23 protein-coding genes are annotated in these 25422 nt (G+C 39.7%); 9 read left to right on the top strand and 14 right to left on the bottom strand.

Translation table 11 applies throughout. The features are described 5' to 3' along the window. Positions 1-76 precede the first annotated feature (76 nt). The 3 genes from GNE10_RS11200 to GNE10_RS11190 form a co-directional block, all read right to left on the bottom strand. Positions 77-1240 carry an EcsC family protein gene (locus tag GNE10_RS11200; RefSeq protein WP_185565243.1) on the bottom strand — a complete coding sequence of 388 codons (1164 nt, stop codon included), beginning with the start codon at positions 1238-1240 and terminating at the stop codon, positions 77-79. Positions 1241-1549: 309 nt separating this feature from the next. Continuing rightward, positions 1550-2377, bottom strand: coding sequence for an alpha/beta fold hydrolase (locus tag GNE10_RS11195; RefSeq protein WP_185565242.1), 828 nt, complete (start codon positions 2375-2377; stop codon positions 1550-1552). A gap of 289 nt (positions 2378-2666) precedes the next feature. Beyond that, positions 2667-3386 carry a 1-acyl-sn-glycerol-3-phosphate acyltransferase gene (locus GNE10_RS11190; protein WP_099072283.1) on the bottom strand — a complete coding sequence of 240 codons (720 nt, stop codon included), beginning with the start codon at positions 3384-3386 and terminating at the stop codon, positions 2667-2669. A gap of 378 nt (positions 3387-3764) precedes the next feature. Here GNE10_RS11190 and metG point away from each other — a divergent pair, with 378 nt between their 5' ends. The 4 genes from metG to GNE10_RS11170 all read left to right on the top strand — a co-directional run bounded on the left by metG (position 3765) and on the right by GNE10_RS11170 (position 8058). Continuing rightward, complete coding sequence (gene metG, locus GNE10_RS11185; RefSeq protein WP_185565241.1) at positions 3765-5369, top strand: methionine--tRNA ligase; 1605 nt, start codon at positions 3765-3767, stop codon at positions 5367-5369. A 166-nt stretch (positions 5370-5535) separates the two neighbouring features. Then, positions 5536-6165, top strand: a complete 630-nt coding sequence (locus GNE10_RS11180; protein WP_096541968.1) for an NYN domain-containing protein — start codon at positions 5536-5538, stop codon at positions 6163-6165. After that, a complete protein-coding gene (gene lptC / locus GNE10_RS11175; protein ID WP_260446860.1) occupies positions 6162-7445 on the top strand; it encodes an LPS export ABC transporter periplasmic protein LptC in 1284 nt (427 codons plus the stop codon). Before GNE10_RS11180 ends, lptC begins: the two co-directional genes overlap by 4 nt. Positions 7446-7656: 211 nt before the next feature. Beyond that, positions 7657-8058 carry a metal-sensitive transcriptional regulator gene (locus GNE10_RS11170; RefSeq protein WP_185565240.1) on the top strand — a complete coding sequence of 134 codons (402 nt, stop codon included), beginning with the start codon at positions 7657-7659 and terminating at the stop codon, positions 8056-8058. 157 nt (positions 8059-8215) lie between these two features. On the opposite strand, the gene GNE10_RS11165 is transcribed toward GNE10_RS11170, so the two are convergent. The 3 genes from GNE10_RS11165 to GNE10_RS11155 all read right to left on the bottom strand — a co-directional run bounded on the left by GNE10_RS11165 (position 8216) and on the right by GNE10_RS11155 (position 11334). Continuing rightward, entirely contained in the window at positions 8216-8461 is a 246-nt protein-coding gene (locus GNE10_RS11165) for a Txe/YoeB family addiction module toxin (protein ID WP_185565239.1), read from the bottom strand. Continuing rightward, entirely contained in the window at positions 8448-8807 is a 360-nt protein-coding gene (locus GNE10_RS11160) for a type II toxin-antitoxin system Phd/YefM family antitoxin (RefSeq protein ID WP_185565238.1), read from the bottom strand. The genes GNE10_RS11165 and GNE10_RS11160 overlap by 14 nt, the downstream gene beginning before the upstream one ends. A gap of 358 nt (positions 8808-9165) precedes the next feature. Then, positions 9166-11334: a DEAD/DEAH box helicase gene (locus GNE10_RS11155; protein WP_185565237.1), complete on the bottom strand. Its 2169-nt coding sequence runs from the start codon at positions 11332-11334 to the stop codon at positions 9166-9168. A 175-nt stretch (positions 11335-11509) separates the two neighbouring features. On the opposite strand from GNE10_RS11155, the gene GNE10_RS11150 reads away from it, so the two are divergent. The 3 genes from GNE10_RS11150 to GNE10_RS11140 all read left to right on the top strand — a co-directional run bounded on the left by GNE10_RS11150 (position 11510) and on the right by GNE10_RS11140 (position 13790). Then, positions 11510-11947, top strand: coding sequence for a DoxX family protein (locus GNE10_RS11150; protein WP_185565236.1), 438 nt, complete (start codon positions 11510-11512; stop codon positions 11945-11947). A gap of 61 nt (positions 11948-12008) precedes the next feature. After that, positions 12009-12575 carry a DUF2808 domain-containing protein gene (locus GNE10_RS11145; RefSeq protein ID WP_099072289.1) on the top strand — a complete coding sequence of 189 codons (567 nt, stop codon included), beginning with the start codon at positions 12009-12011 and terminating at the stop codon, positions 12573-12575. 336 nt (positions 12576-12911) lie between these two features. After that, the gene (locus GNE10_RS11140; protein ID WP_185565235.1) at positions 12912-13790 is read left to right on the top strand and encodes an NAD(P)-dependent oxidoreductase; all 879 of its coding nucleotides are present in this window, start codon (positions 12912-12914) and stop codon (positions 13788-13790) included. A 111-nt stretch (positions 13791-13901) separates the two neighbouring features. Here the strand turns inward: GNE10_RS11140 and ftsH are convergent, their stop codons facing one another. After that, positions 13902-15794, bottom strand: coding sequence for an ATP-dependent zinc metalloprotease FtsH (gene ftsH, locus GNE10_RS11135; protein ID WP_185565234.1), 1893 nt, complete (start codon positions 15792-15794; stop codon positions 13902-13904). 653 nt (positions 15795-16447) lie between these two features. On the opposite strand from ftsH, the gene GNE10_RS11130 reads away from it, so the two are divergent. Further along, complete coding sequence (locus GNE10_RS11130) at positions 16448-16993, top strand: NADPH-dependent FMN reductase (RefSeq protein ID WP_099072108.1); 546 nt, start codon at positions 16448-16450, stop codon at positions 16991-16993. A gap of 136 nt (positions 16994-17129) precedes the next feature. Here GNE10_RS11130 and GNE10_RS11125 read toward each other — a convergent pair whose 3' ends face one another. The 3 genes from GNE10_RS11125 to GNE10_RS11115 form a co-directional block, all read right to left on the bottom strand. Next, entirely contained in the window at positions 17130-17720 is a 591-nt protein-coding gene (locus tag GNE10_RS11125) for a flavodoxin family protein (RefSeq protein WP_185565233.1), read from the bottom strand. Between the two features lie 484 nt (positions 17721-18204). Next, positions 18205-18477: a GlsB/YeaQ/YmgE family stress response membrane protein gene (locus tag GNE10_RS11120; RefSeq protein WP_099072107.1), complete on the bottom strand. Its 273-nt coding sequence runs from the start codon at positions 18475-18477 to the stop codon at positions 18205-18207. Positions 18478-18808: 331 nt separating this feature from the next. Further along, positions 18809-19543, bottom strand: coding sequence for a nuclease-related domain-containing protein (locus GNE10_RS11115; protein WP_185565232.1), 735 nt, complete (start codon positions 19541-19543; stop codon positions 18809-18811). Positions 19544-19802: 259 nt separating this feature from the next. Here GNE10_RS11115 and GNE10_RS11110 point away from each other — a divergent pair, with 259 nt between their 5' ends. Next, the gene (locus GNE10_RS11110; RefSeq protein WP_185565231.1) at positions 19803-20300 is read left to right on the top strand and encodes a hypothetical protein; all 498 of its coding nucleotides are present in this window, start codon (positions 19803-19805) and stop codon (positions 20298-20300) included. A 32-nt stretch (positions 20301-20332) separates the two neighbouring features. Here the strand turns inward: GNE10_RS11110 and GNE10_RS11105 are convergent, their stop codons facing one another. The 4 genes from GNE10_RS11105 to GNE10_RS11090 form a co-directional block, all read right to left on the bottom strand. Further along, the gene (locus tag GNE10_RS11105; RefSeq protein WP_185565230.1) at positions 20333-21325 is read right to left on the bottom strand and encodes a cyclase family protein; all 993 of its coding nucleotides are present in this window, start codon (positions 21323-21325) and stop codon (positions 20333-20335) included. A 333-nt stretch (positions 21326-21658) separates the two neighbouring features. Beyond that, positions 21659-22111: an Hsp20/alpha crystallin family protein gene (locus tag GNE10_RS11100; protein WP_185565229.1), complete on the bottom strand. Its 453-nt coding sequence runs from the start codon at positions 22109-22111 to the stop codon at positions 21659-21661. Positions 22112-22483: 372 nt separating this feature from the next. Next, positions 22484-24661: a lipoxygenase family protein gene (locus GNE10_RS11095; RefSeq protein ID WP_185565228.1), complete on the bottom strand. Its 2178-nt coding sequence runs from the start codon at positions 24659-24661 to the stop codon at positions 22484-22486. Positions 24662-24841: 180 nt separating this feature from the next. Beyond that, entirely contained in the window at positions 24842-24991 is a 150-nt protein-coding gene (locus tag GNE10_RS11090; RefSeq protein WP_185565227.1) for a hypothetical protein, read from the bottom strand. Positions 24992-25422: the final 431 nt, after the last annotated feature.

Below are 25422 nucleotides of genomic sequence, written 5' to 3'. Positions count from 1 at the left end.
ACCTTTCCCCTTTCCCCTTTACCCTTTCCCCTTTCCCCTTTCCCCCTTTCCCTTTCCCTTTCCCCTTGTCCTCTTCCTATACCCCATCCCCCATACTCAAATCAAATTTATTGGCGATCGCGTCTATTATTTCCTGTTCAACTGGTGTAGTCTGGTTGTCAAGTTGGGCAATTTTGCGACACTGAGCTAATAATGGTATGGCAAAATCACGGGTTAGTTGATTTAGCAGTGTATCTAGAGGCTTGGGTGATTTGATGTTTTCAGTAATGGCTTTTAGGGACGCAGGGCTTAAATTTATAGCTTGTAATTCTGGCAAAATTTCTGACCAAGTTTTTTCGGGATGGCTGGCGAGGATCATGTGAACTAAAATTTGATCCATGATGGCTTGCTGAGCGATGGCAGTTTGCAGATATTCTTCACTTTGTTGTTTTAATGCTGATAATGTCTCTGGAGAATTGAGGGAAGTCGATTCATCTAATTTGGCTTCATAAAATCGACAAGCAGCATAGCCCAATGAATAAATCATCGTCGCATTTGAACTAACGGCGATCGCTGCACCAGCAAAGGGCACATTTCGTAATAACCCTAATCCCGCTGCTTTCAAAAGACGGCCTCCACCTAAGGCCAAACCAAAAATTGCTAAAACTTCACCTCTGCGGGCAGGATCTTTTAAATCTAGCCCATAGTCAGATGCTATTTCATAAACCATTTCTGACTGCAATTTTGTTGTGGCTGCTAAATCAATTGCCAAAAATGTCAGTGCAAATCCTGGTAAAATACTCGTTGCTAAACCAATCCCACCGGCTCTTGCTGCTTTGTCCATCATGATGCGGTGAGCTATTTGGCTTGGTGATTCGTTGGGATACTTTTCCTTGAGCTTTTTGACTGCCACTTCTGCTTTTTGTAAATCAACACTATCACTAGCACCAAATAACCAATTGAGATTTAATACTCCAGATAGTTTTCTAATTAGCCAATTTTCACTTAGGTGATTTACAACTGTACCGCCAGTTTGAGTTGTTTGTTCAATTAACTTGTGTGTTTGTTTAGTTGCTGCTTGTCCTACACCTACTGCTGTGTCTAAAACTGCTTTGCTCGTTTCAACAACAGTTTTAGCAAAAGATTCTAATAGAGACGTTTTATTTTCAACTGATGATTGGTGTTGAATATTTATTTTGTCTGTTTCTATCGATGGATTAACTAATTTTTTTGCTTCTATTTCTTGGGATTGATCTGTCATTGTTAAACACCATTCTCTAAAGCCTCTTTCTTTAGTTTGTAGCGAATTTTCATCGGCTTGACATCCCTCGAAAAGTACAAGTTATGGATTAACCATGCAAATTACTGTTGCACTTTATCTTTTAAGTACTTATAAACTGATTCAGTGTGCATTTCCCAATGGAATAGAAACACAAGACTATTTACCGTTATTGTTAAAGGAGAAAGGTAAAATACCAAACCTTTCCCCTTTTCCCGACTTCTTTTAGAAGTCTAATGTGCTAAAGCTGATGAGTAATTTGCACTCATAGAAATGCGATCGCTCCTGAATCTATCCTCTCAACTGTTGCTGTGTAACGCTATCAGCTTGATTTTGTAAAAAATCGTTGGCTTTGAGGATTTCATAGAGATTCATATTTTGCTCTAGCAAGCAAGCATGTCCGCAATGGGGCAGCACCACAATCTTGGTGTTTGGTATGATATTTGCTATCCGCTTGACTTCACTCACAGAAGGCAAAAGGCGATCGCTACCACCAGCGATTAACAAAACTGGTTGCGTTAACTGGCGCAATTTCTCTTCATCAACATTAAACTCCCGCAGTAAAGACAACCGCCAATGAACTGTTTGTGCCGGCACAGAACGCATAGTTCTTAACAATTCATGGCGATCGCTGCGAGATATCCTTGGCAAAGATGCTAAAAAGGGCAATAATCCCAGTGCGCCAACATCATATAATCCTGATGGCACTAGGTAAGTAATTTGCGATGCCCAATTCAACCAAGGACGCAGTTGAAAGGCGGAAGCAGGATTAATTAAGATAATTCGTTTAAATAGCTGTGGTGCGTTGATTGCAACTTTCATCGCCAAGCAACCGCCAAAGGATTCACCACACAGATAAACTGGTCTGTGGGAACTTTTTTCTAATTCGGCATGGATCAAGTCTAATACACTGTTAGTTAGCACATCCCAGCTGGTAAGGTCTTTTCGGGGAATTGCAAAACAGCGGACATCAAAGCCAACTTCTAATCCAGCGGTTTGCGATCGCAATAATTGACCTGTTCCATCCATTCCTGGTAAATACACAAACAGCGGATATTCTGGTTGTAATCGTTTCGGTGTCAGGAAACAAGGCTTGAGTTCAACTTCTGGGGTAGTCATTGGTCACTTAGTACTGAGCGGAGTCGAAGTATTAGTCATTGGTCACTAGTTAATGGTATAAAACTTTTTGATTTTAGATTGTTTGCTGCTTGTGACCAGACACAAAAACTCCCTCCCAGCAATCAACTCTAAACCTTGACATTCAGAGACTTCCCAATCAAAAAACACCAAACTTTTCTTGTGGGATAAAAATCTTCTCTGCCCACAACCAAGGGCGGACAAGATGTCCACCCCACAAGATGAGATAATTTATCTCTTGGAAATCCAAAATCCAAAATCCAAAATCATCTCACCCTTGACGCAGTAAGTCGCTAATTTCGTTATGACAATATTCGGTTAGTTCAGCCACAACAGTTCTGGCTTGTTTGCCATGATATCTTTTTTGATGTTGAGGCGTAATCCAATAAGGGCGGCCAATTAACACGGCAACCCGACGATAAACAACTAAAGGATGCCAGCCTGACTGTTGAAATAAAGGTTCTGAAGGATCGAATAAACTCAACAGCTTGAGGGGAAAACCAGAAGTGTTAACTTCTTCAATTGAAGCGATGGCCACTGGCAAAATTGCTAAATCCTCCACATCAGCCCGCAATGCTAAATGAGCAAATCCCCGTTGAAATTCACCAACTGTGTTCGGCACGGTAAATTTTACCATTGGTTCTGCTCCTTCTGGAAATACTCCCACCATTTGCCGAGATTGCAATAGCGTCTGCGATTGCACAAAAAAGCTTTGTTGGCGATTTTGGGGTGATTCTAAAGGAAAACATCCCAATTGTCCGGTTACAATCTCTCGCATAATCGGCACTTGTCCCATGTAATGATGACAAGCAAAACGAATTGGATTTGATAGCGCCGCCATTAAAATCGGTGCATCCATAAAGCTGCGGTGATTGCTGACTACCAAGACGCTAGCATCTCGCGGAATCCGATCTTCGTAATAGCGAAACATTTGTGTTGAAAGCCCCGCTAACAAAGCTTGCGAAATCAGAGTCGGACTACTAAGACTCATATCTAATGTATATATTCCGGTAAATATGGCAGTTTATCTTAATTTAAGTTTTACATTTCTTTACCATTGCCATGACCGTCTTAAGATAGAAATGTCTGAACCTATAAAGGTAGTTAGATTTTTTCTGAGTATTTATGTATTCCTGAACACAATAATATTATGTAATCAAAAGCATTCCCGAAATTTCTTTAATAGTAAATTTCTGTATTTTAGGCAAAAATCACTTGAATTAATGCGTATTATAAAACAATTGCTCACCAAAGAAATTTGCTAATATTAAGGTGTTAATGGAAAAAATGGTAGTAATGTTATATAATTGCGTGGTTTTGCTAAGAAAACAAAGGTGTAAAACGTTTTAATAAGTTGATTTTATTTTGCATGAATCTAGTGAATAAAACACAAAAGACATTTGCGCTGACAACACCCCTATATTATGTAAACGATGTCCCCCATATAGGCAGTGCTTATACAACGATCGCAGCTGATGTAGTGGCGCGATTTCAGAGATTGCTGGGGCATGAGGTACTATTAATTACGGGTACAGATGAACATGGGCAAAAAATTCAGCGAACAGCGGAAAATTTAGGCAAAAATCCCCAAGATTTTTGTGATGAAATTGTGCCTAGTTTTGTGAGTTTATGGGAATTGCTCAACATTCAATACGATCGTTTTAGTCGGACTACAGCGCCTCGTCATGGAGCGATCGTTAAAGAATTCTTTGAACGAGTATGGAAATCTGGCGACATCTATCAAGGACAACAACAAGGCTGGTACTGCGTATCTTGCGAAGAATTTAAAGAAGAACGCGAACTTTTACAAGGACGCCTTTGCCCAATTCATACCAATAAAGAAGTCGAATGGCGAGACGAAAAAAACTATTTTTTCCGATTATCTAAATATCAAAATAAACTCACAGAATTTTATCAATTAAAACCCGATTTTATTCAACCAGAAACTAGACGAAACGAAGTCCTAAGCTTTGTCAATCAAGGTTTGCAAGACTTTTCGATTTCGCGAGTAAATTTAGATTGGGGCTTTCCAGTACCAACCGATCCCAACCACACTCTTTATGTTTGGTTTGATGCTCTACTTGGTTATGTCACTGCATTACTCGAACCAGATGCCGAACCAACTTTGGCAAATGCTCTGGAGAAATGGTGGCCAATTAATTTGCACTTAATTGGTAAAGATATTCTGCGCTTTCATGCAGTTTACTGGCCAGCAATGCTGTTATCAGCTGGTTTACCTTTGCCAAACCGGGTATTTGGACACGGATTTTTGACGAAAGATGGTCAAAAAATGGGTAAAAGTCTGGGTAATACCCTCGATCCTGTAGAGCTAGTTAAACGGTATGGTAGTGATGCCGTTCGTTATTACTTCCTTAAGGAAATCGAATTTGGCAAAGATGGCGACTTTAATGAAAATAGATTCATTAATGTTCTGAATGCAGATTTAGCGAATGACTTAGGTAACTTGCTCAATCGCACCCTGAACATGGTGAAGAAATACTGCGCTGAGAATAATGTACCACCAATCAGCAAAGAAGCAATCTCTGACGAAAATCCTTTAAAAACAATTGGTTTACGTCTGGGGGAACAGGTAAAACAAGCCTATGAACAGCTAGCTTTCAATCAAGCCTGTGAATCAATTTTGTTACTGGTACAAACTAGTAATAAGTTTATTGATGAGCAAGCTCCTTGGTCATTATATAAACAGGGACAGCAGCAGGAAGTCGAAAAAGTTCTGTACGCAGTTCTAGAATCAGTTAGACTAGCAGCTTATCTGCTATCTCCAATTATTCCGAACATCAGTAGCGATATTTATCAGCAGCTAGGTTTCGGAATAAACTTTAACGATCGAATACAAAGTTCTTTAAATGCTCCTTTTGCTACCCATGCAACATGGGGATTACTATCTGGTAACCAACAGTTGGGTAAAGCTCAACCAATTTTTAAGCGCATAGAACCGACAAAAAACGATTAGTCCATATCAAACTCTGATTTTGTTCAAATTCTAATTCTCTGGTAAAAATTTATCGGGGCTTAACTTAATTAGCCCCGGAACATTATCATAAACCGCTGTGACTAGAATGTAAAACTGGTTAATTTGTATCAAAAATAACAGGGATAAAAACTGAGGTATGACAACAATGTTGAATAATTTAGAAAATGACTCGATATTTACACCAGAACAAGTTTTGGAGAATCGGGGTAGGGTCGCCATATTTATTGATGGCTCAAATCTATTTTACGCTGCCTTACAATTAGGAATTGAAATCGATTACACAAAGTTACTATGTCGGTTAACAGGAGGTTCTCGGCTGCTGAGAGCTTTTTTCTACACTGGCGTAGACCGGACAAACGAGAAGCAACAGGGATTTTTGCTGTGGATGCGTCGCAATGGCTATCGAGTAATTGCGAAGGACTTGGTACAACTACCAGATGGTTCAAAGAAAGCCAACTTGGATGTAGAAATAGCAGTCGATATGATGGCTTTAGTCGATTCCTATGATACCGCAGTTTTAGTCAGCGGTGACGGCGATTTGGCCTATGCAGTCAATTCTGTAAGCTATCGTGGTGTCAGGGTAGAGGTGGTGAGTTTGCGTTCCATGACTAGTGACAGCTTAATTAATGTAAGCGATCGCTACATTGATTTAGAAGCCATTAAAGAGGATATTCAAAAAACCCCTCGTCAAAGCTATCCATATCGACCATTGTCGAGTATGGGATTTTTGGAAGACCCAAGAACGACCGATGGACACCTGGAAATCCAAGAATGAAGTATCAGTTTAGGTATGGGGCGTGGGGTATGGGAAGAGGACAAAGGGACAAGGGGACAAGGGGACAAGGGGAAAAACTTGTTGTAAGTTCTCCCCATCTCCCCATCTCCCCATCTCCCTCACTCACTCCCCGACTCTCCTCTTTCTTTATTTTGCTTATCACCATTTTTTTAGGAATTGGATTAGTTAGCTGCGGGGGTAAATCCCCGACAGTTTCTCAAACAAATACTCCTGATTCATCAGACCAAGATAGTAAATTGACATTCTTTGATGTCACCTTAGAACAAGCAGATGAAGTGGGAAGACCGATTTGGAAAGTCCAAGCAAAACGAGCAAAATACACCAAAGAAAAACAAATTGGTCAGGCAGAAAATCCTTATGGGGAACTGTACCAAGATGGCAAAATTGTTTATCAAGTAAAAGCAGATGTAGCAGACATCGAACAAAATGGTAAACAGCTATTTCTCAAAGGTAAAATATTTGCCACAGACCCAAAAAATGGAATTGTCTTGCAAGGTAATGAATTAGAATGGCGTCCGCAAGAAGGGTTATTGATTGTCCGCAACCAGATTAATGGTACTCATAAAAAACTACAAGCAGTTGCAAAAGAAGCGCGAGTTAAAACTCGCGAACAGCTGATGGAATTTTCTGGAGGAGTGATAGCAAATTCCGTCGATCCCCAATTGCAAATGCGAACTGAGCATTTGAATTGGAATATTAAAGAAGAAAAAATAATTGCAGATGGGCCCGTAGAAATTGACCGTTATAAAAATAATAAAATTAGCGATCGCGGCAAAGGAAATGCCGCCGAAGTCAACTTAAAAACCAAAATAGCCAGCATCCAAAAAAACGCCCAATTAGATTTACTAGACCCACCATTACAAATAGCTAGTAACTCTATGACCTGGAACATGAACGCAGAAACCATCACCACAAACTCCCCCACTCGTATGTTCCAGCGCGTGGAAAAAGTTACCGTCACAGCCAATCAAGGAGAAATGAAAATCCCGCAAAAAACGGTTTATTTAAAAGGTAACGTCAACGCCGTTGGTCAGCGTAGCCAGTCATTAAAATCTAATACATTAACTTGGTATTTAGACAATAAATTAATTGAAGCTCAAGGAAATATAGTTTATAGACAAATTGACCCACCCTTAAATTTTACCGGTGAAACAGCCGTTGGTAATTTGCAAACAGAAAACATAGTCGTCAAAGGTGGAAACTCTGGCGGTAGAGTCATAACAGAAATTATTCCCCAAGAAAGGGCGAATCGTCAGTAGAGATAGGGGGGTGGGGAGTGAAGAGTTAAGAGTTAAGAGTTAGGAGTTAAGAGTTAAGAGTTAAGAGTTAAGAGTTAAGAGTTAAGAGTTAAGAGTTAGGAGTTAAGAGTTAAGAGTTATTCTCCTTGTCCCCTTCCCCTATCTCACCACTCCACAATTTTCGGTCAACGACTAGGCTAGGATCTTAGTACTACAAGTCCTTTGATAACCCATGAATGGCTCAAACCGATTAGGTAAAGAATCCTTGCCAACATCCCAGCAAGCAGAACACTCTCATAATCACCATACAGACCGCGAACATACAGACCATACTCATGAGCATGGAGAGTTAAGCCATCCTCATATCCATAGCGAAGAGTCATTACGGCGAATTGTCAATCGTCTGTCGCGGATAGAAGGACATATTCGTGGTATTAAAACAATGGTGCAACAAAATAGCCCTTGTCCTGATGTTTTGTTACAAATTGCCGCAGTGCGGGGTGCATTAGATCGGGTTGCGCGAATTGTTCTAGATGAACATTTAAGCGAATGTATTGCTAGAGCTGCAAAAGAAGGCAATATGGAAGTTGAAATTGAACAATTAAAAGCAGCTTTAGATCGGTTTTTACCTTAAATTCAGAATTCAGGAGTCAGGAGTCAGGAGTCAGAATTCTGAATTCAGGAGTCAAAAAGGCTTTAGTCACTTCACCAAGTTGAAATACGCTGAAAACGTTATTTCTTATGCCTATTGCCTATTGCCTCTTGCCTCTTATTTTTTTGATAATTGATAATTAATAATGATAACGAGCTTGTAAAAAATCTATTTCATCATCTTTTACAAGGTATACAATTCTATGTTCCTGTGTTAATCGACGCGACCAAGTATTAGGATCTAAATATTTTAAAGGTTCAGGTTTACCTTTACCCTTAAAAGGATCTCGGCAGATATCTTTGACGAGATCCAAAGCTTTAAGGGCAACTCGTTGATCCATTTCAACCCAAAATTTTAGGTCTTCTAAAAATTCAGGTTGAAACACTGTTCTTCTTTCTTTTGGAGTTACTGGAATTTCTTCTTTGGGTTGGTTTTTGAGGTTCTTCTTTTTTGTCAAATCCTAACTCCTCACGAAGATCTTCCAAATTTTGAGGTTTTACAACTCCTGATTTAGCTCTATTTAAAGCCGTTAGCAAACGTTCAGCATTGCGCGGGGAACGTAAAAGATGAGCAGTTTCTAAAAGACTAGAAAGCTCATCAAGAGGTATTAAAGCTACATCTTCAGCGTTACGGCGAGTAATGATTACAAAATCACGTTCTGAAGTAACTTTTTCGCATATTTCAGAGAAATGATCTCTTGCTTGTGTGTAAGTATAAGTAGCTGAAACCATAAGTATTAAAAGCTCCCTTTGTACTTTGAAATTGAATTAAGTACATTTTTGCTTAACCTGTACAGAAAATCTGTACAGGTTGATGCTTTCATAGTAACACTATCTAAACAATTCCGGTTAATCGATGTTCAAATCATTGTAGGCTTTGGATTGCAGGGTCTATAGAAGAGACTTGTTGCACAAGAGTGCTTTTTGCAAGAGATGGAAAAGTCCGAAGATATTTAATGTAGCGAATTAACCTCAGCGCCCCTTTGCGCTAACCTCAGCGTACCTTTGCGTTGAAAAAATCTAATATTTGGCGCAGCCTCATAAAGAAACTGTATGACTTCTGACTCCTGAATTCTGAATTCTCACACTTTTACCACTTTGCCACTTCTTCCCGCACTTCTTCCATATCTAAATAATCATTAATAAAAGCTTTCCGCAAAAGTGGATGAGGAATAAATTCATCATACTTTTGAATTTCCGGCGCTTCTGAAGTACTAACTAAATCTTCTGCACTAATTCTTTGCTCGCATAACGAAGCAATTTCACCAGTAAGATATTCAAATTTCCCCTTCCCTAATTTAATTGTTAAATAATAAGGACTCACCCCACCAATACTTTTAATTTCCAACGATTCCCGACACCAAGAATTAAGTAATCTTTCCAAAGTGCGATAACCAACAGTACCCATCCAAGGAAAAATACAACATTTACCTTTCTCTAATTCCAAAATATTCTGCTTCCCTAACCCCACCCGCCGCACCAATTGACGAACCGTTTGTAATCTTTGCAAAGCATTCTTTTGCAAATAGCTATACTCCACATCTTCAAATAAAACTTGCCGCATTCGTTGTAAAACTCTTGTATGAATAGTCCCACCACCACCACGCCAATAAACACTAGCTTTACCTTCAGCTTGTTTAACAACAATAGCTCTTTTTTTAAAGTCAACTTCGACAACTTCCCAAGTTCTCCCAGCTAAACCAAATTGATTCCCCACAGGAACCGGCGCAGCAATGCTACCAATTTCCGTTGTACCGTGCTTCACACTATATTCTTGTTGTTCAGCAAACACAGCATAAAACTGAAATTTTCTCACCACCTTTTCTGCGGCCAAACCCAAGATTAATTTTCCTTGTTCGGTATGTTGAATATGGCCGATATCAATTAAATAACGTAGTAATAATTTAAAATCTTCTTGGGAAATAGCAGCGAAAGGTGGTAGACCAAAAATTTGTTTAGCTAAAGCATTAGGTGAAATTTCACCCGTTGCTGTTAAAATACTCATGGTTTGATGATAAAGCAAACTCAAAGGATATTGAATCGGTTGAATTGGCTCAATCCATTTTTCTTCTATATAAAGTTGAATAATAGCGATAGATTGTAAAAGTTGCCAGGGAATTTGTTCTGGTAGAGAAGCTTCTGATAATGGCTGTTCTTCAGTGCAAATAAAACGCATATCAGCAGCTTCACCTCTTCTACCACTGCGCCCCAAACGTTGTAAAAAACTAGCTACAGACAAAGGTGAATCTAACTGAATGACTCGCTCTAAATACCCAATATCTATGCCTAATTCCAGAGTCAGAGTTGCAGCCGTCACAGCAGGTTTGTTGGGTTCGCGCATGGCATTTTCAGCAGCTTGTCGCAAACTAGCAGATATACTTCCATGATGTACGTGATAAATATCTGGTAATTTTTGTTCTGTGGCAATTTTTCGCAAAGATGCAATTATCGATTCTGTGCGTGTGCGATTATTTGCAAAGATTAGACATTTGCGAGAATTGCTGAGGTTGAAAATATATTGTTCGTAAGCTGTTGCCTCTGATTCATCTATTTCATCGTTAATATAAAAGTGTTCCACAGCTAATTTTATTTGGCGTTTTAACCCATCTATTTTGGGAGTAATTACTGGCTTATCGGTTCCAGAACGCAACCAATCTTCAGCTAGGGAATAATCGCCGAGAGTTGCAGATAAACCAATACGCCTGGGTTGTTTTTGTGTGGCTTTTGCTAAACGTTGTAATTGGCAAATAATTTGACAACCGCGTTCTGAACCCATAAAGGCGTGAATTTCATCGATAATCACAAACCTTAAATCACCAAATAAGCGAACTAAGTCGTTATTTTTATTAATTAACAAACTTTCTAGAGATTCCGGCGTAATTTGTAATATGCCTTGGGGATTTTTTAAAAGTTTGTTTTTCCGAGTTTGAGAAACATCACCGTGCCAATGCCAAACTGGAATATCTGCTTCTTTGAGTAAGTCGTTCAGGCGTTCAAATTGGTCATTAATTAATGCTTTGATAGGACTAATATACAACGCACCTATGGTATTTACGGGGTAGTTGTGTAATAAAGTTAAAACTGGGAGGAAAGCTGCTTCTGTTTTCCCGGCGGCGGTTGCAGCAGCCACTAGCAAGTGAGCATCAGTGTCAAATATGACTTGACAAGCAGCAATTTGTACTGGCCGTAATTCAGTCCATTGGTGATGATAAATATATTCTTGGATGAAAGGTGCGAGTCGGTTAAAGGCGTTGGTCATGTTTTTTGTCTCACGCAGAGGCGCAGAGGCGCAGAGAAGAGAACGCAAAGGAGATTTTTGGAACAGGTTTATTGGTTATTTACAAATGACATTTTCATCCTATTGACTCAAGCTAGATTAGCATTTGTCAGTCAAACTGAAGTTATGAGGGTAAGTATATAATGAGGCAAAACTGATGAATCAGCATAAGGAAAGGTTACGTGTCATCCTTGCCATAGCAATTATTGTGGTTGGAGTGACGCATTTTCTGATTCCAGCACCGTATGTCAAAATTATGCCACCGCAACTTCCTTATCCTTTGGAATTGGTTTATCTGAGTGGTTTTTATGAAATTTTGGGTGGTATTGGCTTATTAGTCCCGCCTGTAAGTCAAGCTGCGGCTTGGGGACTTATTGCTCTTTTTATTGCGGTTTTCCCTGCCAATATCAATATGGCTGTTAATCATATTAAGTTGGAATATATACCAGATTCACCTTGGGTACATGTGGTCAGGCTTCCTTTTCAAGGAGTTTTAATTGCTTGGGCTTGGTGGTATACGAAACCTGCTGATTTGGAAAAACAAGCTTCTATACTTCCTAAGCCACTTATTCCGAAAGAATTAGAATTGAAATAAGGTGTTTTTTTACTGAATTAACACCTTTGTTTATTTAAGTAGTATATGTTTATATCTGACTATGCGTGTTGCAACTTTGTTTGGCGTAACACTTTCGTTAGCAATAGGTATTGCGGAAATTACTGTTCCAGCGACTCAAGCGGTGCAACTCAGAGATGGTACGGTGTATTTTGTTCAACCACCGAGGCTGGTTGAGGCGGTAACTATTTATAAAGATGTAAATTTTCCTGGCGGGACTTACTATTTTACTATTAATGTGCCGGAAAATGCTGGAGAACCTCTTGGGAAGGTAGCGATCGCTCAACGTGAAGGAGGAGAGTATATCCAGTACGATCTTGATGATACACGTGCCTTTGTGGGAACGCGCGATCGCAAAGGCACGCCCTTAACACTGGGTTCGGTGACTAAAGAACGCAAAACACGCACAATTACTGTTAACTTTGACCCACCTGTAACTCCCGGACAAACAATTACAATTGGCCTGCGCCCCTATAGTAATCCTAGTTTTTCTGGTGTTTACTTACTAGGTGTCACAGCATTTCCAGTGGGTGAAAAATCCCACGGTCAATTCCTTGGTTTTGGACGATTTCAGTTCCAAAGTAGTGGGAGAGATTTGTGGTTTCCCTAAAAAATCTAGTAGGGGATGAGGTTAAAAGCTTATTTGTGTCAGGGTCTACAATCTATAGGACTCCTATTTGATTGGGTGAAAATAAATCCGTACACTCATATTCTCTGAAACCCTTTTGCCTGTTGACTGACTACACAAATAATGTCAGATATCAAACCTGATTCCCATAGCTGGCAGGTGCTATATTACCTCATTCAATTAAATGTAATATAGGAATCCTATTTGATTTTTGAACAAAATTCCGTACACTTTACTCTTTTATAACCCTGTTGCCTATTCCCTATTGCCTCTTGCCTGCCTATACAGATCAGTTCATTAATCAAATCGGACTGCTATATGAAAAGATTATTAATCACTGGAGCCAGTGGTTTTTTAGGATGGCATCTTTGCCAGCTTGCAAAACAAGAATGGGAAATTTATGGTACTTGTTTATCCCATTCGATAGAAATTCCTGGCGTTAAAATATTCAAAGTTAATTTAACAGACTTTCCAGAATTACAGCAGATATTTAAGACTATCAAACCAGCAGCAGTTATTCATACTGCGGCCCATTCACAACCAAACTTTTGTCAAATTCATCCCGAAGAATCACACACAATTAATGTAACAGCATCCTGCAATATTGCCGGACTTTGTGCAGATAATTCTATTCCTTGCGCTTTTACTTCCACTGATTTAGTTTTTGATGGTTTAAATCCTCCTTATCATGAAACAGATTCCGTCTGTCCTGTAAACATTTATGGAGAGCAAAAAGCCATCGCCGAAGCAGGCATGTTAGAGCGATATCCCATGACCGCAGTGTGTCGAATGCCCTTAATGTTTGGTGGAAAAACACCCACAGCAAAAAGCTTTATTCAGCCATTTATTCAAACTTTAAAAGACGGCAAAGAACTAAATTTATTTATCGATGAATTTCGTACACCAGTAAGTGGCAAAACTGCGGCAAAAGGACTTTTATTAGCCTTAGAAAAAGTCAACGGTATTATTCATCTGGGTGGCAAAGAACGACTATCTCGTTATGATTTTGGTCTGTTATTGGCAGAAGTATTTCAACTATCAACTAGTGGAATCAAAGCGTGCCGACAACAAGATGTAAAAATGGCAGCACCTAGACCAACAGATGTTTCTTTGGATAGTTCTCAAGCATTTGCTTTGGGATATCAGCCTTTATCTATTAAAGAAGAATTAGAATCATTAGCAAAGTCTTTGGAATAGGAAATAGGCAACAGGCAACACTCAGATAAGTAGGTTATCTTATCAATCTTATATTTTCAAGAGTCAATAGTTGAGACTTTATCAACTATTGACTACTAAATATTGGCTAATCTATTGATGAGATACAGCCACTTTTTCATCCACTATTTGAACATTTTCAGCAACGATTTTGCGGAATAAATCGCCTTCAATCGTCTCCTGTTCTGCTAACAAGTCTACTAAACGCTCCAGAACTACGCGGTTTTCTTCCAATAGTTCTTTGGCTTTGATGTAGGAATTGTTGACAATTTCGCGGACTTGCGAATCAATTTTGGCGGCAATTTCCTCAGAATAGTCTGATTTATTCATCCAGTCACGTCCTAGAAATACTTCTCCACTCTGATTTTCTAGGGACAAGGGGCCTAATTCTGACATCCCAAACCGTGTAACCATTTGGCGTGCCATTCCTGTGACTTTTTGCAAGTCGTCTCCTGCACCTGTGGTGACTTCTGGCTTGCCAAAAACAATTTCCTCCGCAGCCCGACCGCCTAAAGTGGCGGTGATACGTGCTTTGAGTTGGGAACGAGAAATCAATCCTTGTTCTTCGTTGGGAGTAAACCAAGTTAATCCCAGTGCTTGGCCGCGGGGAATGAGTGTAACTTTTTGCACGGGGTCGTGGTCTTTGAGCAATGTGCCTACTAAAGCATGTCCAACTTCATGGTAGGCAATTAAGCGTTTGCTCTTGCTGTCTACTAAGGCGGTGCCTTCCATACCCGCAACTACCCTGTCTACAGCATCATCGATTTCTAAGATGGTGACGGCTTCTTTTCGTCTCCTGGCTGTGAGAATGGCAGCTTCGTTGAGTAAATTGGCTAAGTCTGCGCCGGTAAAACCAGGAGTGCGGCGGGCGATCGCTTCTAATGATACGCTAGGGTCAATCTTCTTGTTCCGGGCGTGGACTTGCAAAATTTCTAGTCGCCCTTTGAGATCCGGTGCATCCACCATCACTTGTCTGTCAAAACGTCCTGGTCTGAGCAACGCTGCATCTAATACATCCGGACGGTTTGTGGCAGCAATAATAATGATGCCAGTGTTACCTTCAAAACCATCCATTTCGGTGAGCAGTTGGTTGAGGGTTTGCTCGCGCTCATCGTTTCCGCCACCGATACCAGCACCCCGTTGTCTACCCACGGCGTCGATTTCATCGATAAATATCAGGCAAGGTGCATTATCTTTGGCTTTTTTAAACAAGTCACGCACGCGGGATGCACCCACACCAACGAACATTTCCACGAATTCCGAACCGGAAATGCTAAAAAATGGTACGCCTGCTTCACCAGCGATCGCTTTTGCTAGTAAAGTTTTACCTGTACCAGGAGGGCCAATTAACAATACTCCTTTGGGAATACGTGCCCCCACAGCAGTAAATCTTTCCGGCTGTTTGAGGAAGGTTACAACTTCTTGTAATTCTTCTTTGGCTTCTTCTACCCCAGCAACATCATCAAATTTCACACCAGTTTTTGCTTCCATTTGGAAACGAGCTCTGGATTTACCGAAATTCATCGCTTGGCTAGAAGCATTAGTGGAACGACGTAGGAACAACAGCATTAAAGCTATCAACGGCAAAATCCACATGAGATTAATCAACAAGCCAACAGCAGCCCTACTGTTCGCTGAAGAAATCTCACCAAACTCAACATTCTTATCTTTGAGAATGTTAATCAATTCTGTATTTTGCGCCAAAAGCCTCACCTGTTGCGGTGGTGTGTTCTCTTTTTGCCCCTTGAGATAAACCCTTGCTATTTGTTCGGCTTCATCAAGCTCAACTTTTTCAATTTCTCCCGCCTTCGCTTTCTTAATCAACTCACCATAATTTAAAGAGTTGCTCTCTGGTTTTTGTGCCAAAACAGGTGTACTTCCAAAAATTACTGGCAACATCATCAAACTAGCTGCTAGTCCGCCAATCCAAGCAACACGCTTTGACGACCCCTGTTTTATCAACGCTTTTTTTCGCAAATTTGTCATAATAATTACCCTTTGTCTGCTGGCAGAAGTTGAGCTGTGGTTTTATGCCTATTCTTCTAGCAAAAATCCCTATAACTGGATATTACAGTTTTCTTATCTAGTCTAACTTCCAGACAAAAACATTCCCAAATGTCTCCCAACTATTGCATAAATTCAATGAACTAGTAGTTCGCCAAGTTGGCTTGGCGGGGGAAAGGGGAAAGGGGAAAGGTTAAAGGGGAAAGGGGAAAGGTTTTAAATCCCTTATCCCCTTTATGGGCCCCACGTTCCCCTTTAAAGAGCCAAGGCAACTTGGCGCACTACTAGGTTAGGACATAAAGTTAACACTCAACAGTCAACACTCTTTTATGGAACACCTCTTTACTTAGAAGTCCTGTACCTCCTACATCGTTGGCGAAGCATTCCCCTTGGTAGGGGAAAAAATTAATGATTTTTTGCAAAATTTTAATTTGACACATTCCGATACAAATCGCTAAAATAATAAACATAGTCATAACGACTTCATTTTAATAAATTTTGTGCTTGGCTATTACGCTTTGAAGTTGCACAATTATTCATGCTGTTGACTGCTGACGGTTAACTGTCAACACCATCAAGATGTGCTGTTCAAAGGGTAACAGCTTAGTAGGTAGTTAATAATTCGTGAGCTGATTATGGTGAAAATTGTTGGTATTGGCGGTAGTTTAAGACCTAATTCCTATACCCACCTGGCATTGCAGGTTGCAATGCAAAGAGTAGAAGCCTTGGGTGCAGAGGTAGAGATTCTCGATTTACGGCAATTGCAATTACCATTTTGTACTGGTGCAAAGGAATATCCAGAATACCCAGATGTGAAGCGGTTACAGGACACAGTTAGTGACGCTCATGGGTTAATTTTGGCGACACCTGAATATCATGGTGGCGTTAGCGGTGTCTTGAAAAATGCTTTGGATTTGATGAGCTTTGACCAACTATCTGATAAGGTAACAGGGCTGATTAGTGTATTGGGTGGTCAGTCTAATAGTAATGCTTTGAATGACCTGAGGCTAATTGTGAGGTGGGTACACGGTTGGGTAATTCCAGAGCAAATAGCCATCGGACAAGCTTGGAGTGCTTTTAGTCCTGAAGGTAAGCTATTAGATGAGAAGCTTTCCCAAAGATTTGACCAATTTGCCCAGAGTTTAGTTGATAACACTCGCAAGCTACGGGGTGTTAATTAGTTTAGGGAATTGAGGAAAGTCTGACCGCCAAAAATGGGCGATCGGAACTTTCCAACAGAGAATTTTGAATTGGTATAACCTTTGTGTGTAAGTCCTAAGATGTCAGGATACTAGAAGCTAATAGGAATCTTAAAAGCTACTTCAACCAACGTTTAGTTGCCTGTGCAATGCGTTCTCCAAAGCGGAGTGAGGTGAGGCGATCGCCTGAATCTAGCACTGCTTCCTTGCCACTCATATCCAGCTGGCTTTGACCCATAACACCTAAAAATCCTCCCAGTCTATTAATCCCATCATCCTTACCATATAAAAAGCTTTGCAAGTCTCCCACATTCACCCAAATCATGCTGTGCTGGGCTGCATTCGTCGCTAAGTATAACAGCGTCCCTTGTTTGTCACCACTAGGGGAGCTAGAGTGAGTAAAACCCGCAGCAATTTTGTCTTTCCACCCTTGTCGGAACCAAACTTCACTACTAGCATCGATAAACGCCTTAAACTGAGCTGCCACACCACCCATGTATGTGGGAGAACCAAAGACAATTGCATCAGCTTGGTTGACTTTTTCCATAACATCATCATTCTTCCAACGACCATTGACAATCTGGTCTCCAGTAATTCGTAGCAGCTCAACAGTAATGTCTTCAACTTTACTTGCACCTTCGGCAATAGCTTGGGCCATCAGATGAGTGTGACCTGTACCAGAAAAATAGATAATGGCAACGGTAGGCATATGAGCTTAGGTTAAATTTGTGACTCAAACTGAACGAGGAATATCATAAAGACTAGTGTGGGAAAAAGTAAAGCAGCCATTCACAACTGAATAGGATTAATATAATAGCGCTTACCTATTATTAGGTAAGCGCTATTCTTTCTATATAAATTCAGGGAGAAAATATAATCAAATGGATTCCCTGATTTTTACTATTAATTAATTTCAATTTAATTTAGGACTTACGCAAAAACTCTCTCAAACTCTGATTCCTTTGTGATAGCAGTCGCACCCCTTCAAGAAAGCAAGCTACATCAGAAAAATTGCCCATTGTGCGCCTTGCCTCTTTTGTGCGGACTTTGCGGTCAGTTTTTCATAACTTTGAGTAAGTCCGATGGTTTCTCATATCATGTCCGCCTAATCACTTATCAAAAAACTCTCCGCGTCCCCGCATCTTTGCGTCTCTGTGTCAGTCTTAATGATAAGTCTCCAACCGGACATCATACTAGATTGTGCTGCGGCGATTTAGCAAATTCCACAAGAAAATAGCGACAATTGCACCGAGAACTGCTACTGCAATACCAGGAATGCTGAGTGTGGGAGCCGCTAATGTCAAGCTTCCCGTACTGAATAATACACCCAAGCTACCACCCACAAAAGCACCGATAATTCCTAATAAGATTGTTCCTATAATTCCACCGCCTTGATGACCGGGGTAGATAGCTTTTGCAATCGCACCAGCAATTAGACCTAAAACAATCCAAGCAAGAAGATTCATTGTTGTTAACCTGATAAACGTTTTTTACTCACAAATACACAATACCAATCCAAACATTGAAATTTACTCTATCAACAGAACCAATTATTCATAATCTCCAGAAGGAATTACTGTTACTTCTAACGATTAACTGCCCTAATTCTAATGGATAATCAATTAAGAAAAAGCCCCTAGTAGGTCTAAAACTAGGGGCTATTAATTCATTGCTTGTAATTGCAGTATATGGATTTTTGATTGCTTTTATCAATGTACTTGAAGAAATATAGCGATTCCTAGTTAAGTGAGGTACAGATAATCGTAGAAGCGCATAGCCATGCACCCTCGCCAATACTCAAATTGTAGGATTCTGACGTTTAATAGGTTTGGGCTTAAGAATCGGTTTAGCGGTTGGGGTAGTATTTGTAGTCAGGGTTAAGTTTTCAACGGCTTGAGCAATAGCTTCCACTTGCATTGGTGTTAAACAATTAGGAGAACTATTTATCATCTGTAGCAGTGCAGGGATACCTTGTAAAACTGGAACTGAGCAATCATTTGCTCCTATCCATTTAGCTATTGGGAAGACTACTGGAGCCGTAACAAACCCATCAGGAAGGCTAGGTATTAAATAAGTAATCCACTGAGTAAACATTTTTTGATGATAAACACTTTGAGAAGTTGGACTATTATCAACTGCTATCCAGTTGTTACCCTCGCGTCGTTTCCATTTGTCTTTGTAAGCGGTAAATGAACCTTTCCAGGTTTTAACTTCTACTAAAAAAACACCACAGTTACCAATAATCAAATGGTCTATTTCTGTGAGAGAGTTTGAATTAGTAGGGATTAAAGCATTATTAAATATCACCCATGTATCGGGGAAAGATTGCAAGATAAGTGATACTCCCCATTCCCCTACATTGCCTTTGAACTTATTTTTGGCTTGGTTAACTTCAAAGATGAATGAACCTAATCCACCCAAAAAGCCATCACCTAATTTTTCGTGAATTTCTTGGTGTTTGCTAGATTTTTTGATGTCGATTTTTTGTTGGAATGCTGCCTTAAGCGAAGGTGATTGTTGAAGAGTTCTCATAACAATTTTGGTAGTATTTATCGGTACTCGCCATTTTTATAGTTCCCAAAATTGAAGGATGTAGGCCAGCAAATGCCGCTATTACATTACTCCTTTTAATTCCTTTCTACCACAGGCGCTTGGGCGATCGCTGGGATTGCTTCCCTACACTTTATTGCGATCGCAATGACAATATCGGCGCTGCGTAAGTCCTAAAATAATTTATTTTGCACGACTACCTATAAAATAGTACAATAGTACTAAAAATAGAACTAGAACCATGACCTACGCCTACAGTATGGACGATGCAGTGAAGGTAGCCAATCAGGCGGCTACTGATATTGAAGCGTGGTTGTGGGGAAAGCCAGAAACCGTCAGCGTCAACAACGTTGAAGATGACCCCAACTACCAACGCAGAGATATTGACCTTATTTGGACAACACACACAAGTGAAATTTTGATTGAGATTAAGGGCGATAGATGGAATAAAACTCGTAACTTGTTCTTTGAAACCCATAGCAATTTAGAACGTGGAACGCCGGGATGCTTCATGTACACAGAGGCGGATTGGCTATTTTATTACTTTGTTAATACCCGTCAACTGTACAGGTTACCGATGCCAAAGACACGAGAGTGGTTTTTGATTACTATGGGGCGGTTTCGTGAGCGTGCCACAACAACACCAGTGGGAAATAGCTATTACACCACTGTGGGGCGGCTTGTGCCGATTACCACAGTGATGATGGAAGTTGCTGGTGTAAAGATGGAGCAGTTATAGAGGTGCGATGGAGCGAACCCAATTATTTCATGTCACCGTACCCGTACACCCAATTTTGTATCCCAGTGGAGGGGTTTATCTGCTTTTTGCAGGGGAGACTCTGGGATTTGACCTACTGAAACGCCGTATTTCCAGTTTGGCGGACAGATAGCAATGTAACGTGCATAACCTCCTAAACCACCTTTGAATTTCGGATACCCAATAGAAAGCAACGCGCCTGTTTCTGGTACCTGGTCTAGATTTGCAACACCCTCTGCTTGGGTATATCCATTTTTCAACAGCCAAGCTTCTCCTTCCAGCGTTGGGGTGCTATCTGTATCAAGGGGTTCGTGTCCCTGGAAAAGAATTTGGCGCTCAAGGTGCAGAAACTTTAAAGCTTCTAGTTTCACCCCAGGAAACTTAGTTCTTGTAGCTAGTTCGGGGTTTGGCCAAGATGAAGACCAGTCAGAGCGAACAAACACAACTGAGCCTTGTGGAATCTTGCCATGTTTGCGCTCCCAATCCTGAATATCTTTGACACTCAGATGATAATTGGGGTCTTTGGCAACTTTATCTTGGATGGGAATTATTACTAGGGGACGAACAGTAAAGGTTGCTGGTAACTCATCGATAGCTGGATAGTCAGGGTTCCAGTGAGCAGGTGGATCTAATTGGGTTCCTAGTTGATCGGTAGATAAATCGTAATGAGTTGCTTCAAACCCATCCTTTTGATAAGTGTATGGTTCACCAGTTTTTGGGTTGATGGCAGGCGCAAAGTTTGATGAACCAAAACCAGACCATACAGGAATTGCCGGAGTGATGGTATGAGTTAAGTCAACATATTTGGCTTTTTTGAGGGACTGCTCATAAACTTGCCACAGATGAGGCTCACGTCTGGGCTGTACCGCGTTTACAGACATCCAACTAACACCAAACAGAACTATTAAACAAACAATTCCCCAGAAAGTTTTTTGAAATGGTTGACACAAAAATCTATCTATTTTCTGCTTGAGATGTGTTTGGTAGAACTGCGGCAGTATTGTCATTTGTTATTGCTTTTGAAGGATGTAAAGGATCTAATTGTTTTACCACAATTTATTATTTCAAATCATGTAGTTGTTGCAATATTTGTCGGTTAAGGGGAAAAGGGAAAGAAAAAACCTTTTCCCCTTCCCCTTTAACCTTTTCCCCAAACCAAATTCTGAGTTCAAAATGCTTAACCGAGTAGTATTGGTAGTTGTTGGTATTTTGTCTGGAAGCTAGGAAAACGCGCAGCCCTTTAAAGTAGACATTACATACAAAAAAACCCAGTTATCAAATAACTGGGCTTTGACTATTTCAATCAACTATTGCAGGTAGAGTAGTTGCATCACAACTAATTAGGCAGTGGGTTGTTCAAGATTAACCTTGACAACTTTGTTCTTTTCTTGCTCCAACTTGGGCAGTGTCAAATTCAAGATACCGTCTTTATAATCTGCGGTGACGTTAGTATTTTGAATCCGAGCAGATAGAGGAATTACACGTTGGAATTTACCATAGTAAAATTCGCTCTTGGTAGTGCCATTGTTTTCGGTTTTAGTTTCAGACTTGCGCTCACCGTTAATGCGAACAGCATCTTCAGTGACTTGAATATCTAGGTCTTTAGCGTCGATTCCTGGCAGTTCTAGCTTCAAGTGCAAAGCATCATCAGTTTCTTTTAGTTCAGCAGCCGGAACTTTGATAAAGCCTCTGTCAAACAATGTAGATGGTACTCTGGTATCTTCAAATAAGCTGTTGATTTGACGTTGTATAGTGTCAATTTCTCTCCAAGGATTCCAACGAACTAGTGCCATAACTTTCACTCTCTTTAATTAGTTATTGTTTATTCGTTTTTGCACTGCGTTTTGTGCTTACATGTTCATATTATCTTTGACTAAAAGACCTGTAAATTCGGTTTTCATCACTTGAGATAATGATGATTACCGCACTAAATTAAAGATGTAAAAGATTACGGTTTACTATAATTTTTGAGTTCGGTAAACCGAAATAATAACTGATTAGTGTCTAATTCTCTCTGCTCTGCCCTTGGTGCATATTTGTATCAATTTGAAAATGACACTGTATTAGGGAACTCGAAAAAATAAATTGTTCCCGTTCAGGTCGTTGACTGTCAACGGTCAACAGTCAACAGTCTTCTGTGGAATATTTTTTTACTTGGAAGTCCCTTAGATATTTATACTTTGGGGAATTTGCGAAGGTAGCAAGAATTTGTAAGGCATGATTCTTGTACGATTCCTTTGAGTAATTTCTTGCTCAATTGCTTTGAGTTGGTTTTGAAAAGTTGCCAAGGCGGAACTAATTTGTGGCTTCGATTGAAAATATGAATTAGAGTATTGCCCTAGCTGTGTATAGTAAACTGAGCCAAGCAAATAAGTTAAATTCAGTTGACTTTTAGCTTGGTCTAGGGGGGGTAACATACTCATAAAGTCGCCTACTTCATAGAAATTTGTAGGCGCTGGAGAGTAACTAGCTAGAGGAAAAGCAGGTGCATAGGTCATGAGTTCCCCTTGGGCAAAATTAACCGCAGCGTGTTGAGCGCTAGCTGTGAAAATAATGGTGGAAACAGCATCAATTAAATAATCTAGGGTTTTAATTGTGCCTGAAGCGTCTTCACCAAAATTTTGTAGGCGGCCTCCTTGTTGGGAAATTAATTCCTTTGCCCAATTTTGTAAAGCTTGGTCTGCTAGTAACTGTTGGCTATTGGTATAGTAACTGCTTAAATAATCACGCACCCATTGATGAATTGCATTCCAAATCAGCAGTCCATCATCTCGATAAGGATATTCAGGAAGTTGAGAAATTCGGTCAACACCGCGACTTGTTAAAGTTTTGGGAAACATTACATCATTGAAATGATGCAAATAATCTTGGGTAGCTTGAATAGTAAGTTGGCGATCGCTCTCAATTGTACTAGCTAAAAGTGCATCTACCTGACGGCGATCGGCAATCAAAAGTTGATGTGCGCCGTAATTGATTAATATGGTTCCTTCAAAGTGAGGTTCCAGTAAAATCCTGAGATGATGGTTCGCTGGTAACCGCCGTTTAGTAGCAATTACAAAGGGTTCGATAAATAAGTGAGTCCGACCAAGATGGCTAACTAATTCATGGTAATTGCTATCTGCCATTTGCACAATGCTTTTGGCGATCGCCCAATTCTCTCCATCCAGAGGTGTGAATACTGGGTGTTGAGACTGACACTGAATGGCTAGTGGTATTAAAGACCGAGATGGGTTACTAGATGGTGGTACTACAAATAACGCTAAAGGCGAATAAATATACTTTTGTTGATTTGGAAAACTGCCATTTTCCATATTTTTTAACTTAGAATAATCGGCTTTATAAAGCCGACCTTCGCGCCTTGCAGCTTCCAAAGAATCATTACCAATACCAAGAATTTCTTGATATTGTTGGTTGCTAATTTGTAGAATTTCTTCTTGTTGTAATACTTGTTGCAGCATCATTGGATTTGGGCCAGCGACTTGCATGTAACCAAAAACCAAATCTTCTTTAAACCTAGAACTAATTTCTGGTAAAGGTATTTTCATAAATAATTTATTATAATCTTCGAGACTTCTATTACTTGCAGATTCATTGCTAGAAAAGCCCAAATCACTAGAAGATACTTCAATATTATTTAATTCTAACAATTTAATATCAGAATCAAGGATTTTTTTGAAGGCAGAATTGAGTAAATCTGTAATTGAATCTTCTAAATTAAATGGTGCTAAAAATTCTATATTTCCAGGCTCTTTATGGAATTCATGCAGTTCAAATTCCTCATCAATACTTTTAATTGTTTCCTGAAAGTCTGATATTGTAGGACTATTATACGAAACAATACTAAATGCATTATATCCAACAATTTCTTCTGTAATTTCTTGAGTAAGTGATGCTAAATTTAAAGCAACTTTTTCCAAGTCTTGACAACTTTGAGCAGCTTGAATTTTTTGCTGTAAATCTTCTAAAGCTTTTACTTTGTAGTCAATGACTAAGTTATTAGTTTTGGTATCACCATTCACTCCATAAGAAACATGAAAATCTGAAGAATTTGCTAGTTTTATTAAAGCATCATTTACTAAAATCAGTGTGATTTTTTGAGCTACCGAAAGTACCCATTTTAAATTTGGTAACTCTTGAATTGGAACCTGTATTTTTATGACTGGTAATGGCAGAGCGCCCGTCATAGCTAAAGGAGGGATATAATTATAGTTATAGTTATATTGCATGTAGCGTAAGGAAGATTTACTAAGCTTTACTAATTTATATAAAATGAGGAGAACATTCTGCACATCTGTTTTTGAGAGACTTAAAGAAGAAGATATAACATGAGAAGCTAGAGACATATTTTTCCTATTTTTAGTAAATTTTCCCTATTGATTATGAAATAAATATATCTATGACATAGATATAAATCATCAAAAAAACAGAGTGCTGTGTGATAACAGCACCCTCAATTGTTTGCCTATTTCCTGGGCAGATATTTCGCTAACAAATCTTTTTAGATACTCAATCAGGTAGCGAAATTATGGTTTTTTCGCAATCTCTTGATATTTGCGTTGGTTTACAGTTGCATCGCCATTACTGAGTTTTGGCACATCTTGACACAAAACTGGTATGAGATAGTTAAGCCAAAATTTGCTGAGCGATCGCTCATATCGTATCCTGTTAAACACTTATCAATTATGATTGATGTGGTGGATGCTCTGACCCACAGCAATTTTAATCATGGGTGATTACCTGGATTTCGATATCAAGAGATTGTAATCTTTTATTACCTAGCCAATGTGATATTACTGGTTACAGAATAACTTTAACCGTTGCAGTTAACCTGAGTAACAATACTGAGTTTAAACGGAATTTTACAGATACTTCCAGGGTAGAAAACAGGGATTTATATTAGGGACTTCCAAGTAAAAAAATATTCCACAGAAAAATGTTGACCCTGAGCGAAGTCGTTCGCGTAGCGTCTCCGATAGGAGAAGGGTCAACGCTTTAACCAGAATAATTTATTTTTTGGCGTTGCATAATTATACCAATTTGAAAAAAGAATGCGACACATAGACAAGACCCCTCCCCAACCCTCCCCGATGCTTTGGGGAGGGTG

Source organism: Nostoc sp. 2RC (genome assembly GCF_014222165.1).
GTDB lineage: Bacteria > Cyanobacteriota > Cyanobacteriia > Cyanobacteriales > Nostocaceae > Nostoc > Nostoc linckia.
The sequence above is the reverse complement of the archived record's forward strand: the minus strand, read 5'-3'. Positions and strand labels throughout refer to the sequence as shown.

Excerpts from the sequence above, each read along its gene's own strand:
- GNE10_RS11200 (WP_185565243.1), bottom strand. The coding sequence starts at position 1,240 with ATGACAGATCAATCCCAAGAAATAGAAGCAAAAAAATTAGTTAATCCA.
- GNE10_RS11195 (WP_185565242.1), bottom strand. The coding sequence starts at position 2,377 with ATGACTACCCCAGAAGTTGAACTCAAGCCTTGTTTCCTGACACCGAAA.
- GNE10_RS11190 (WP_099072283.1), bottom strand. The coding sequence starts at position 3,386 with ATGAGTCTTAGTAGTCCGACTCTGATTTCGCAAGCTTTGTTAGCGGGG.
- metG (WP_185565241.1), top strand. The coding sequence starts at position 3,765 with ATGAATCTAGTGAATAAAACACAAAAGACATTTGCGCTGACAACACCC.
- GNE10_RS11180 (WP_096541968.1), top strand. The coding sequence starts at position 5,536 with ATGTTGAATAATTTAGAAAATGACTCGATATTTACACCAGAACAAGTT.
- lptC (WP_260446860.1), top strand. The coding sequence starts at position 6,162 with ATGAAGTATCAGTTTAGGTATGGGGCGTGGGGTATGGGAAGAGGACAA.
- GNE10_RS11170 (WP_185565240.1), top strand. The coding sequence starts at position 7,657 with ATGAATGGCTCAAACCGATTAGGTAAAGAATCCTTGCCAACATCCCAG.
- GNE10_RS11160 (WP_185565238.1), bottom strand. The coding sequence starts at position 8,807 with ATGGTTTCAGCTACTTATACTTACACACAAGCAAGAGATCATTTCTCT.
- GNE10_RS11155 (WP_185565237.1), bottom strand. The coding sequence starts at position 11,334 with ATGACCAACGCCTTTAACCGACTCGCACCTTTCATCCAAGAATATATT.
- GNE10_RS11150 (WP_185565236.1), top strand. The coding sequence starts at position 11,510 with ATGAATCAGCATAAGGAAAGGTTACGTGTCATCCTTGCCATAGCAATT.
- GNE10_RS11145 (WP_099072289.1), top strand. The coding sequence starts at position 12,009 with ATGCGTGTTGCAACTTTGTTTGGCGTAACACTTTCGTTAGCAATAGGT.
- GNE10_RS11140 (WP_185565235.1), top strand. The coding sequence starts at position 12,912 with ATGAAAAGATTATTAATCACTGGAGCCAGTGGTTTTTTAGGATGGCAT.
- ftsH (WP_185565234.1), bottom strand. The coding sequence starts at position 15,794 with ATGACAAATTTGCGAAAAAAAGCGTTGATAAAACAGGGGTCGTCAAAG.
- GNE10_RS11130 (WP_099072108.1), top strand. The coding sequence starts at position 16,448 with ATGGTGAAAATTGTTGGTATTGGCGGTAGTTTAAGACCTAATTCCTAT.
- GNE10_RS11125 (WP_185565233.1), bottom strand. The coding sequence starts at position 17,720 with ATGCCTACCGTTGCCATTATCTATTTTTCTGGTACAGGTCACACTCAT.
- GNE10_RS11120 (WP_099072107.1), bottom strand. The coding sequence starts at position 18,477 with ATGAATCTTCTTGCTTGGATTGTTTTAGGTCTAATTGCTGGTGCGATT.
- GNE10_RS11115 (WP_185565232.1), bottom strand. The coding sequence starts at position 19,543 with ATGAGAACTCTTCAACAATCACCTTCGCTTAAGGCAGCATTCCAACAA.
- GNE10_RS11110 (WP_185565231.1), top strand. The coding sequence starts at position 19,803 with ATGACCTACGCCTACAGTATGGACGATGCAGTGAAGGTAGCCAATCAG.
- GNE10_RS11105 (WP_185565230.1), bottom strand. The coding sequence starts at position 21,325 with ATGACAATACTGCCGCAGTTCTACCAAACACATCTCAAGCAGAAAATA.
- GNE10_RS11100 (WP_185565229.1), bottom strand. The coding sequence starts at position 22,111 with ATGGCACTAGTTCGTTGGAATCCTTGGAGAGAAATTGACACTATACAA.
- GNE10_RS11095 (WP_185565228.1), bottom strand. The coding sequence starts at position 24,661 with ATGTCTCTAGCTTCTCATGTTATATCTTCTTCTTTAAGTCTCTCAAAA.